This is a genomic window from Variovorax sp. P1_G12 (genome assembly GCF_056405555.1).
The window spans coordinates 179,375-189,939 of sequence record NZ_JBFUBW010000013.1; the positions used below are offsets into that span (position 1 = coordinate 179,375).

11 protein-coding genes are annotated in these 10,565 nt (G+C 67.9%); 4 read left to right on the plus strand and 7 right to left on the minus strand.

Going from position 1 to position 10,565, the window contains the following annotated elements:
- Positions 1–19: 19 nt before the first annotated feature.
- From AC1D2O_RS17285 to AC1D2O_RS17315, 7 genes are all read right to left on the minus strand, one after another.
- A complete protein-coding gene (locus tag AC1D2O_RS17285) occupies positions 20–997 on the minus strand; it encodes a Bug family tripartite tricarboxylate transporter substrate binding protein (RefSeq protein WP_478089965.1) in 978 nt (325 codons plus the stop codon).
- Positions 998–1,037: 40 nt separating this feature from the next.
- Positions 1,038–2,624 carry a galactarate dehydratase gene (gene garD, locus AC1D2O_RS17290; RefSeq protein WP_478089958.1) on the minus strand — a complete coding sequence of 529 codons (1,587 nt, stop codon included), beginning with the start codon at positions 2,622–2,624 and terminating at the stop codon, positions 1,038–1,040.
- A gap of 12 nt (positions 2,625–2,636) precedes the next feature.
- Positions 2,637–3,932 carry a TRAP transporter large permease gene (locus AC1D2O_RS17295; protein ID WP_478157584.1) on the minus strand — a complete coding sequence of 432 codons (1,296 nt, stop codon included), beginning with the start codon at positions 3,930–3,932 and terminating at the stop codon, positions 2,637–2,639.
- 143 nt (positions 3,933–4,075) lie between these two features.
- Positions 4,076–4,564 carry a TRAP transporter small permease gene (locus AC1D2O_RS17300; protein WP_478089956.1) on the minus strand — a complete coding sequence of 163 codons (489 nt, stop codon included), beginning with the start codon at positions 4,562–4,564 and terminating at the stop codon, positions 4,076–4,078.
- Between the two features lie 56 nt (positions 4,565–4,620).
- Positions 4,621–5,592 carry a TRAP transporter substrate-binding protein gene (locus tag AC1D2O_RS17305; RefSeq protein ID WP_478157586.1) on the minus strand — a complete coding sequence of 324 codons (972 nt, stop codon included), beginning with the start codon at positions 5,590–5,592 and terminating at the stop codon, positions 4,621–4,623.
- 46 nt (positions 5,593–5,638) lie between these two features.
- Positions 5,639–6,529: an SMP-30/gluconolactonase/LRE family protein gene (locus AC1D2O_RS17310; protein WP_478089954.1), complete on the minus strand. Its 891-nt coding sequence runs from the start codon at positions 6,527–6,529 to the stop codon at positions 5,639–5,641.
- Positions 6,530–6,534: 5 nt separating this feature from the next.
- Entirely contained in the window at positions 6,535–7,368 is an 834-nt protein-coding gene (locus tag AC1D2O_RS17315; protein ID WP_478089953.1) for an NAD-dependent epimerase/dehydratase family protein, read from the minus strand.
- 66 nt (positions 7,369–7,434) lie between these two features.
- Here AC1D2O_RS17315 and AC1D2O_RS17320 point away from each other — a divergent pair, with 66 nt between their 5' ends.
- The 4 genes from AC1D2O_RS17320 to AC1D2O_RS17335 form a co-directional block, all read left to right on the plus strand.
- A complete protein-coding gene (locus AC1D2O_RS17320) occupies positions 7,435–8,247 on the plus strand; it encodes a FadR/GntR family transcriptional regulator (protein ID WP_478089952.1) in 813 nt (270 codons plus the stop codon).
- A gap of 106 nt (positions 8,248–8,353) precedes the next feature.
- Positions 8,354–9,328 (plus strand): Bug family tripartite tricarboxylate transporter substrate binding protein, encoded by a 975-nt coding sequence (locus AC1D2O_RS17325; protein WP_478157588.1) that lies wholly within the window; start codon positions 8,354–8,356, stop codon positions 9,326–9,328.
- A gap of 54 nt (positions 9,329–9,382) precedes the next feature.
- Positions 9,383–10,294 (plus strand): 5-dehydro-4-deoxyglucarate dehydratase, encoded by a 912-nt coding sequence (kdgD, locus tag AC1D2O_RS17330; protein ID WP_478093100.1) that lies wholly within the window; start codon positions 9,383–9,385, stop codon positions 10,292–10,294.
- Between the two features lie 40 nt (positions 10,295–10,334).
- Positions 10,335–10,565 (plus strand): aldehyde dehydrogenase family protein (locus tag AC1D2O_RS17335; RefSeq protein WP_478157590.1); only part of this gene is annotated, 231 nt, incomplete at its 3' end.

Consider the following 10,565-nt stretch of genomic DNA (forward strand, 5'->3'; position numbering starts at 1 on the left):
CCTACTGGGTCGCGAGGTCTCAGGGTTTGATGTTGAGCTTGGTGATCAGGCTCTTGTAATAGGCGTTGTCCCGGGCCAGCGTCTCCTTGAAGACCGCGCCGTCGGTGTAGACGTAGCCCAGGTTCTGCTTGTCCATGGCTTCGCGCATCATGGGTTCGGCGGCCGTCTTGGCGGTGATCTCGCGCAGCCTGGCCATCACTTCGGGCGGCGTGTTCTTCGGTGCGCCGAGGCCGCGCCAGGTGCCGATCGAGAGGTCGATGCCGCGCTCCTTGGCGGTCGGCACCTTCTCGAAGCCCTTCACGCGCTGGTCGGCCATGACCATCAGCATCTTCAGCTTGCCCGACTGCACGTGCGTCGTGACCTCGGCCGGGCTCACGGCCACCGCCTCGATGTGGCCGCCGAGCAGCGCCAGCACCGCGGGCGCGGCGCCCTGGAACGGGATGTGGCCGAACCTGGCGCCGGTCTTGTCTTCGAGCGCGGCCGCGGCCAGGTGCCAGATCGAGCCGTTGCCGGAATTGCCGACGCGCACGCTCTCCGGGGACTTCTTGGCATCGGCCAGGAATTCCTCGACCGTGTTCCACGGTGCGTCGGCCTTGACCGTGATCGCGGCCGGGTCGGCGTTGAGCTGCGCGATCGGCTGGAAGTCGTCGTAGTTGAACTTGGCCAGGCCGAGGTGCGGCAGCGTGAGCAGCTCCACGGTCAGCACCGCGAGCTTGTAGCCGTCGGGCTTGGCGTTGATGACCTCGGTCCAGCCGATCGCGCCGCCGGCGCCGGGCCGGTTGACGATCACCATCGACTGGGCCATGTGCTTGCGGCTGGCGTCGGCGAAGGTGCGCGCCAGTCCGTCGGTGCCGCCGCCCGGCTGGTAGGGCACCAGCAGTTCGATGGTCCGGCTCGGGAAATCGCTTTCGGCCGCGGCGGGCGCCGCCAGGCCGAGCGACAGGGCGGTGGCGGTCGAGAGCGCGGCCAGGCTGCGCAGGAAGGTTGATTTCAAGATGCTTGTCTCCGTGGTTGTTGATGGGTGCGCTCGCGCGCCTTCAGGTGACCGGCGCCGGGTTGAACAGCACCAGCGCGTTGTGCAGCTTCCACTGCTCGGCCCAGGTCTTCCTGCGGCCGCTGGCGACATCAAGCATCAGGCGGAACAGCTCCCAGCCCACGTCCTCGATGGTGGCGTCGCCGTCCGCGATGCGCCCGGCATTGACGTCCATCAGGTCGTGCCAGCGGCGCGCCAGGTCGCTGCGCGTCGCGACCTTGATCACCGGCACCTCGGCCAGGCCGTAGGGGGTGCCGCGACCCGTGGTGAACACATGCAGGTTGATGCCCGCGGCCAACTGCAGCGTGCCGCAGATGAAGTCGCTGGCCGGCGTGGCGGCGTAGACGAGGCCCTTCTGCCGCACCTTCTCGCCCGGCGCGATCACGCCCGAGATCGGCGCGCTGCCTGACTTCACGATCGAGCCCATGGCCTTCTCGACGATGTTGGAGAGCCCACCCTTCTTGTTGCCGGGCGTGGTGTTGGCGCTGCGGTCCACGCGCCCGCGGTCGAGGTAGGCGTCGTACCAGGCCATCTCGCGGATCATCGCCTCGGCGACCTCGGGCGTGGTGGCGCGCGCGGTGAGCTGGTCGATGCCGTCGCGCACTTCGGTGACTTCCGAGAACATCACGGTGGCGCCGGCGCGCACCAGCAGGTCGGTGCAGAAGCCGACCGCCGGATTGGCCGTGACGCCCGAGAAGGCATCGCTGCCGCCGCATTGCACGCCGACCACCAGCTCGCTGGCCGGCACGGTCTCGCGCCGGCGGGCGTCGAGGCGCTCGAGGTGCTCCTCGGCCTGGCGCAGGATCGAGTCGACCATCGACATGAAGCCGACATGGGCGTCGTCCTGCAGGCAGACGACGTCGAGCTTGGCCTCGGCGCTGTCTCCCACGTCGGCCACGTTGCGTTCGTCGATGAGCGGGATGGTGCCCGGCGGCATCAGGCGCTCGGGCTGCAGCTTCTCGCAGCCCAGGCTGACCACCATCACTTCGCCGCCGAAGTTCGGATTCAGGCTGATGTTGCGCAGCGTGCGGATCGGGATGATGGCGTCGGGCGCGTCGATCGCGACGCCGCAGCCATAGCCGTGTTCGAGCGCCACGACATCGTCGACGTTGGGGTACCTGGGCAGCAGCTCGGCCTTGATGCGCCGCACCGCGAACTCGGTGACGCCGGCCACGCACTGCACGGTCTGGGTGATCGCGAGGATGTTGCGCGAGCCCACCGAGCCGTCCGGATTGCGGTAGCCCTCGAAGGTGTAGCCCTCGAGCGGCGGCATCGCGGGCGGCTTCACGGTGGCGATCGGCAGGCCTACGAGTTCGCGCGCGGCGGGCATCTTCAGGAGCCGCTCGTGCACCCAGCTGCCGGCCGCGATGTCCTTCAGCGCATAGCCGATCGCGACGTCGTAGCGCCGGACCACGCCGCCTTCGGGGATGTCGACCAGCGCCACCTTGTGGGCCTGCGGCACCTTCTCGCGCAGCGTGAGGCCGGACGGGAACACCGTGCCGGCCGCCAGCCCGCCGTCGTTGGCCACGATCGCGACGTTGTCGTTCGCATGCATGCGGATGTAGAGCGGCGGCTTGACGGCTTCGGACATGGCGGTGCTCCTTTACTTGACGACCATGAAGAGACTCGGGAGCCAGGTCGAGAAGGCCGGCACGAAGGTGACAACGCCGAGCGCGAAGATCAGCGCGCCGTAGAAGGGCCAGATGGTCTTCATCACCGTGCCCACCGAGACGCCGCCGATCGCGCAGCCGACGAATTGCGTCGTGCCCACCGGCGGCGTGTTCAGGCCCAGCGCGCAGTTGATCAGCATCACGATGCCGAACTGCACCGAGCTCATGCCGTAGTGCTGGGCGATCGGCAGGAAGATCGGCGTGCACAGCAGGATGGTCGCCGCCATGTCGAGGAAGGTGCCCAGCACGAACAGGATGACGTTGATCAGCAGGAAGATCACCCACGGCGTGCTCGTGACCTCCGACAGCATCTGCCCCGTCAGCTCGGCGACGCCGTAGAGGCTGATGAGGTAGCCGAAGGTGCTCGAGATGCCGATCAGCAGCAGGATCACACCGGTGGTGCGCACCGCCTTCGAGGCCGCCTTGATGAAGTGCTCCCACTTGAGCGTGCGGTAGACGAAGATCGTCAGCGCCAGCGCATACAGCACGGCCACCGCGGCCGACTCGGTCGCGGTGAACACGCCCGACAGGATGCCGCCGAGGATCAGCACGACGATGAACAGGCCGGGCAGGGCGGCCGCGAAGGAGCGGCCGACGATCTGCCAGCCCGGGAAGCTGCCGGCCGGGTAGCCGCGCTTCACCGCCACCAGGTAGGCCGCCGCCAGGTTGCTGAGCGTGAGCACCGCGGCCGGCAGCAGCGCCGCCAGGATCAGCGCCGCGATCGAGACCTTGCCGCCGGCCGCGAGCGAATAGATGATCAGGTTGTGGCTGGTCGGCATCAGGGCGCCGACCAGGGCCGCGTGGGTCGTCACGTTGACCGCGTAGTCCGCGTGATAGCCCTCCTTCTTCATCATCGGGATCATCACCGCGCCCATCGCCGAGACGTCGGCCACGGGCGAGCCCGAGACGCCGCCGAACAGGGTGCAGGCGACCACGTTCGACATGCCGAGGCCGCCGCGCACGTGGCCCACCAGGTCGCGCGCCAGGTTGACGATGCGGTCGGCGATGCCGCCGTAGAGCATCAGCTCGCCGGCGAAGATGAAGAACGGGATTGCGAGGAACGAGAAGATGCCCATGCCCGAGGTCATCTGCTGGAAGCCGACTTCCAGTGGCAGCCCTTCGTAGAGCAGCGTGGACAGGGCCGACAGGCCGATCGAGAACGCCACCGGCACACCCAGCAGCAGGAACAGCGTGAAGCTCACGCACAAGATGAGAAGAGGGATAGTCATGCGTCAGAACTTCACGACAAGGCCATAGAGGCGGGATGCAAGGCCAGACATACCGCGGAACCGGCTTCGCCGGGCCGCTGGTATGGCCCCCTGCAAGGGGGTGGGCGGCCACACGAAGTGGGCCAACCTGGGGGTGTGCTTGTTCATCCCCAGGCGGGTTCGACTTCGCGGCCTTTGGCGAGCGCGATGATGTGTTCGATCGAGAACATCACGATGAGGACGCCGGACACGGCGGCCGGCACGTACTTCCATCCCTCGGAGATCCACAGCGTGGGCAGCCGGTAGTCCCAGACCGACTCGGCCAGCGAGGCGCAGTTCCAGGCCATCGCGGCGCCGAACAGCAGGATCAGGCAATGGATCAGGAATTCCATCTTGAGGCGCAGCCCGTCGGGCGCCAGCACGAGGAAGGATTCGAGGCCGATGTGGCCCGCGTCGCGCACGCCGACGGCGACGCCGAGCATGGTCACGTAGAGCACCAGCAGCAGCGCCAGGCTCTCGGCCCAGGTGGGGGTGTTGTTGAGGACATAGCGGCCGAACACCTGCCAGCTCACGGCGCAGATCACCGCGACGAGGCCGAAGATGCCCAGCCACATGCAGGCGCGAGCCAGCGTGCGGCAGAGTTTCGTGTACATGGTTTGCCTTGGCCCCTCTCGCGTGCGGGAGAGGGGCGGGGTGGGAACGACCGGACTTACTTGGTTTCCTGCACGCGCTTGACCAGGTCCTTGAGCTTCGCGTCGACGATGAACTTGTCGTAGACCGGCTTCATCGCGGCCTGGAACGGGGCCTTGTCGATCTCGATGATCTCGGCGCCGCCGGCCTTCACGGTCGCGAGCGACTTCACTTCGCGCTCTTCCCACTGCCGGCGCATGTAGGGCACCGATTCCTTGGCGGCCTGGCGCAGCCAGCCCTGCTGCTCGGGCGTGAGCTTGTCCCAGGCGCGCTTGGAGAACAGCAGCATCTCGGGGGCCATCGAGTGCTCGGTCTTGGTGTAGTACTTGGCGACCTCGAAGGCGCGTGCGCTTTCGTAGGTCGGATAGTTGTTCTCTGCGGCGTCGATCAGGCCGGTCTTGAGGCCGGTGTAGACCTCGCCCATCGGCATCGGCGTGGCATTGGCCCCCATCGCCTCGAGCATCGAGACCCAGAGGTCGGATTGCTGCACGCGTACCTTGAGCCCCTTCATGTCGGCGAAGCTGCGCACCGGCTTCTTGGCGGTGAACACCGAGCGCGCGCCGCTGTCGTAGTAGGCCAGGCCGATGAAGCCCTGCTTCTCGCAGGACTTGAGGATCTCCTCGCCGATCGGGCCGTCGAGCACCTTGTGCAGGTGGTCGACCGAGCGGAACAGGAAGGGCATGGTCGGCACCTGCGTCTCGGCGCAGATGTTGTTCATCGGCGCGATGTTGACGCGCACCATCTGGAGCGCGCCGATCTTGGCCTGCTCGATCGTGTCCTTCTCGCTGCCCAGGGCGCTGTTGTTGAACACCTTGATGCTGTCCTTGCCGCCGGAGAGCTGTTTCAGGCGATCGCTCATGAACTTGACCGCGGTCACGGTCGGGTAGTCGTCGGGGTGGATGTCGGCCGACCGGAACTCGGTGGCCTGTGCGGCCATCGCGGTCATGCAGGCCGCGATGGCGACGATGAGTGCGTGCTTGTTGAACTTCATTTGTCTTCCTCTGTTGGTGGTTGTCGTGATGCTTTGAATAGCGGGATCAGGCGCCGAAGGCCGGCTCCGGGATGCCCTGGGTGCCGGGCCGCAGCGCGAACACGCCGCCGGCCAGCGGCTGGTCCGCGAGGTCGCCGCCCGGGCGGATCGAGGTGACGAACAGCGTGTCGAGCTTCGGCCCGCCGAAGGCGCACATCGCCGGCTTCTTCACCGGCACCGCCAGCGAGCGGTCGAGCCGGCCCTCGGGCGTGAAGCGGTGCACCAGGCCGGCGTCGTTGCCGCAGATCCAGTAGCAGCCGTCGGCATCGACCGCTGCGCCGTCGGGTCGGCCGGGCAGGGGATTCATGTCGACGAAGACGCGCCGCCTCGAGGGCGTGCCGGTGGCGGTGTCGAAGTCGAAGGCCCAGATGGTCTGCACGCTCGGGTGCGAGTCGGAGAGGTACATCGTGCGGCCGTCGGGGCTGAAGGCGAGGCCGTTGGGAACGATCAGGTCTTCGAGTTGCAGCGAAGGCGCCGTGCTGTCCTTGTCATGCCGGTAGAGCCGGCCGACGCGCGCGCCGGCCGCCATGTCCATCTTCATCGTGCCGGCCCAGAAGCGGCCCTGGCGGTCGCAGCGGCCGTCGTTGAAGCGCATGCCGGGCGCGGCGTGCGCCACCTCGGCGAGCCGGGTGGCGGCGAGCCTTCCGTCTGCCTGCGGCGTGATCGAGAACAGGCCGCTTTCCATCCCGGCGATCCAGGCGCCGGGCAGGTCGGCGCGCGGCGCGATGCAGGCGGGAATTTCCTCGCTGGCCCATTGCGTGTGGCCGGCCGCGGACCAGCGGTGCAGCGCCCGTCCCGGAATGTCGACCCAGTACAAGGCCTCTTCGGCCATGGACCACACCGGGCTCTCGCCCGTGCCGCAGCGCGCGTCGACCACGAGTTCGGCCTGGCTCGCCATGGCGCTCAGTCTCCGAAGGGGCCCTGGGCGGTGAAGGCGCCGCCCTGGTAGATCGCATTCGGATCGCCGGGCGCCACCGGCGGCTGCGCCTCGACCTTGGCGCGAAAGACTTCCGAGCTGTCCTGCGGCACGAAGCCCAGGTGCGCGGCCGCAGCGTTGTCCCACCAGACGTCGCGGTTGGCCGACATGCCGTAGACCACCGTGTGCCCGACCTCGGGCGTGAAGAGCGACTTCTCGATCAGCGTGGTCAGGTCGCGGTAGCTGAGCCAGGTGCTCATCATCCGGCGGTTGAGGGGCTCGGGGAACGAGGAGCCGATGCGGATGCTCACGGTCTCGATGCCCCAGCGGTCGAAGTAGAACTGGGCGACGTCCTCGCCGAAGGATTTCGACAGGCCGTAGTAGCCATCGGGCCGGCGTGCGACATGGGCGTCCAGGTGCTCGGTCTGCTGGTAGAAGCCGATCACGTGGTTGGAACTGGCGAACACCACCCGCTTGACGCCATGCCGGCGCGCGGCTTCGTAGATGTGGAACACGCCCTTGATGTTGGCCTCGAGGATCTCCTCGAACGGCCGCTCCACCGAGACGCCGCCCAGGTGCACGATCGCATCGCAGCCGGCCACCAGCGCATCGACCGCCTTCTTGTCGGACAGGTCGCAGGCGACGACCTCTTCGTGCGGGCCCTCGGCCGGCGCAGTCGCCGCGATGTCGGACAGCCGCAGCACGGCCGCATACGGGCGCAGTCGTTCGCGCAGGACCTTGCCCAGGCCGCCTGCGGCACCGGTCAGGAGCAGGCGTGCGACTTGCGGCGCGCAGGAGTGCGGGGAAGAAGGAGCGCTCATTGTGTCTCTGTCTGAAGTCGTAAGTTATCGGTTGTCGTACAACGCGGAGACGATTATCATCATCGGATGTCGAACCTGTCAACGGGGTCAACCGCAACCACCGAAGCCGCCGCCCTCGGCGCCACGCCGCGCCGCAGGGGGCGGGGCCTCGCGCATGGCCTGGTCGACGACCTGGGCGAGAAGATCCGCAGCCAGCAACTGCGTCCGGGCGACAAGCTGCCGACCGAGTCGGCCATCATGCAGGCCTATGGCGTGAGCCGCACCGTGGTGCGGGAGGCGCTCTCCAAGCTGCAGGCCGGCGGGCTGGTGGAAACGCACCACGGCATCGGCACCTTCGTGCTCCAGCCGCGGGCCGCGGGCATGTTCCGGCTCGAGGCCTCGGACATCGCCACCTCGGTCGACGTGCTGGCGGTGCTCGAGCTGCGCATCAGCCTGGAGACCGAATCGGCCGGCCTGGCCGCGACCCGCCGCACCGAGGAGCAGCTCGCCGCCATGCGGCAGGCGCTCGACGATTTCGAGCACAACGTCACCGTGGCCGGCGACACCGTGGCGCCCGATTTCCGCTTCCACCTGCAGATCGCGCAGGCGACCGGCAATCCCTATTTCGCGGACATCATGAGCCATCTCGGCACCACGATCATTCCGCGCACGCGCATCAGCGCGATCCGCAACCACGATCCGCGTGGCGAGTACCTGAGCCGGGTGAATCGCGAGCACGAGGAGATCTACGCGGCGATCGCGCGGCGCGATGCCGAATCGGCGCGCGCGGCCATGCGCATCCACCTGACCAACAGTCGCGAACGCCTGCGGATCGCCCAGGAGGCGGCCCGGCTCGACGCCGACAAGGCAGCGGCGGCCGGCCAGGCGTCGGCGGCCTGAGGGACGAGCGGGCCATGGCTGGACATCTTTCCGAACTAGTTGTACGATGACTGACGACATCGCTGTCATGCGACGCTCATTCCTCAACGACCCCGGAGACCCACCCATGACCTTGAATCGACGCCATCTCGTGCTCGGCGCGCTCGGCGGCAGCCTGCTGGCGGCCGGTGCGGCCCAAGCCGCCGACGCCTGGCCTTCGAAGCCGATCCGCATCGTCGTTCCGTATCCGCCCGGCGGGTCGTCCGACATCATTGCGCGCTCCATCAGCCAGCCCTTGTCGGAAGCGCTGAAGCAATCGGTGATCGTCGAGAACCGCGCCGGCGCCAACGGCAACCTCGGCGCCGACCTGGTGTCCAAGGCACAGCCGGACGGCTACACGCTGCTGCTGTGCGACGTCGGTGCGCTGGCGATCAGTCCGTCGGTCTATACCAAGCTGTCCTTCGACCCCGCCAGGGATCTGCGCGGCGTGACCATGCTGGCGTATTCGCCGCACCTGCTGGTGGTGCATCCGTCGGTGCCGGCCAGCAACCTCAAGGAACTGGTCGCGCTGTCGAAGAAGTCGGACCTCAATTTCGCGGTCACCGCCACCGGAAGTGCGCCGCACCTGGCCGGGGTCGCGCTGGAACGCGCGAGCGGCGCGCGCTGGCAATACGTGCCCTACAAGGGCGGCGTGCAGGCGGTGCAGGACACCGTGGCCGGCCAGACCCAGGTGCTGATGAACGGCATGCTGGCGACGCTGCCGCACGTGCAGAGCGGCAAGCTCAAGGTGCTGGGCGTGTCCAAGGGCACGCGCATGCCGCTGATCGGCGAGGTGCCGACGATCGCGGAGCAGGGCGTGCCCGGCTTCGAATCCGGCACCTGGCAAGGCGTGCTGGCGCCGCGCGGCACGCCCGAGGCGCTGGTGCAGCGCCTCAACAAGGAACTGATCGCGATCATCCGCTCGCCCGACATCCGCTCGCGCCTGGCCGGCCAGGGGGCCGAGGTCGTGACCATGACCCCGCCCGAGCAGGACCAGTTCTTCGAGAAGGAACGCGCCCGCTGGGCCAAGGTCGTGATCGCCGGCCAGATCAGGCTGGACTAGTCCGGGCGCGTTGCGACCCCTCCAACCCTTACTTCCACCCACCCCGTTCTTCACATGAATCCCCAAGAACTCAAATCCATCATGGGCTCCGGCCTGCTGTCGTTTCCGCTGACCGACTTCGACCGCAACGGCGACTTCGACCGGAAAAGCTACGAGAAGCGCCTCGAATGGCTGGCGCCCTATGGCGCGAGCGCGCTGTTCGCGGCCGGCGGCACCGGCGAATTCTTCTCGCTGACCGGCGACGAGTACCCCGGGATCATCCAGACCGCGGTCGACACCTGCCGTGGGAAAGTGCCGATCGTCGCGGGCGCCGGGGGCCCCACGCGCTTCGCGATCCAGTGCGCCCAGGCGGCCGAGAAGGCCGGCGCGCACGGCGTGCTGCTGCTGCCGCACTACCTCACCGAGGCCGGCCAGGAAGGCCTGGCGGCGCATGTCGAGGCGATCTGCAAGAGTGTCAGCTTCGGCGTCATCGTCTACAACCGCGGCCAGAGCAAGCTCTATCCCGCGACGCTCGAAAAGCTGGCCGAGCGCTGCCCGAACCTGGTGGGCTTCAAGGACGGCATCGGCGACATCGAGCTCATGAGCGCGATCCACCTGCGCCTGGGCGAGCGCTTCGCCTACCTCGGCGGTTTGCCGACGGCGGAGGTCTATGCCGCGGCCTACAAGGCGCTCGGCACGCCGGTGTACTCGTCGGCGGTGTTCAACTTCATCCCCAGGACGGCGATGGATTTCTACGCTGCGGTGGCCAAGGACGACACTGCGACCCAGCACCGGCTGCTGAAGGACTTCTTCATGCCCTACCTGGAGATCCGCAACAAGGGCCAGGGCTACGCGGTGAGCATCGTGAAGGCCGGCGCGAAGATCGTCGGCCACGACGCCGGCCCGGTGCGCACGCCGCTGACCGAACTCAAGCCCGACGAGTACCAGGCGCTGGAAGCGCTGATCGCGAAGCTCGGGCCGCAGTAAGCTGCTGCTTTCCCACTCTCGATTCCCAAGGATCCCGGCCATGCAGAATTTCGACAACCTCATCAACGGCGAATGGCGCGCGGGTGCCAGCTACAGCGCCAACGTCAACCCGAGCAACCTCGGCGACGTGCTGGGCCAGTATGCGCAGGGCGACGGCGCCCAGGTGGAGGCGGCGGTCGCGGCCGCCACCGCCGCCTTCCCGGCCTGGGCCACCGGCGGCATCCAGGCGCGCTCCGAGGCGCTGGAGAAGATCGGCAACGAGATCCTGGCG

Coding starts and splice junctions, on each gene's coding strand:
- AC1D2O_RS17325 (WP_478157588.1), top strand. CDS start 8,354: ATGACCTTGAATCGACGCCATCTCGTGCTCGGCGCGCTCGGCGGCAGC.
- AC1D2O_RS17305 (WP_478157586.1), bottom strand. CDS start 5,592: ATGAAGTTCAACAAGCACGCACTCATCGTCGCCATCGCGGCCTGCATG.
- AC1D2O_RS17310 (WP_478089954.1), bottom strand. CDS start 6,529: ATGGCGAGCCAGGCCGAACTCGTGGTCGACGCGCGCTGCGGCACGGGC.
- AC1D2O_RS17295 (WP_478157584.1), bottom strand. CDS start 3,932: ATGACTATCCCTCTTCTCATCTTGTGCGTGAGCTTCACGCTGTTCCTG.
- kdgD (WP_478093100.1), top strand. CDS start 9,383: ATGAATCCCCAAGAACTCAAATCCATCATGGGCTCCGGCCTGCTGTCG.
- AC1D2O_RS17300 (WP_478089956.1), bottom strand. CDS start 4,564: ATGTACACGAAACTCTGCCGCACGCTGGCTCGCGCCTGCATGTGGCTG.
- AC1D2O_RS17315 (WP_478089953.1), bottom strand. CDS start 7,368: ATGAGCGCTCCTTCTTCCCCGCACTCCTGCGCGCCGCAAGTCGCACGC.
- AC1D2O_RS17320 (WP_478089952.1), top strand. CDS start 7,435: ATGTCGAACCTGTCAACGGGGTCAACCGCAACCACCGAAGCCGCCGCC.
- garD (WP_478089958.1), bottom strand. CDS start 2,624: ATGTCCGAAGCCGTCAAGCCGCCGCTCTACATCCGCATGCATGCGAAC.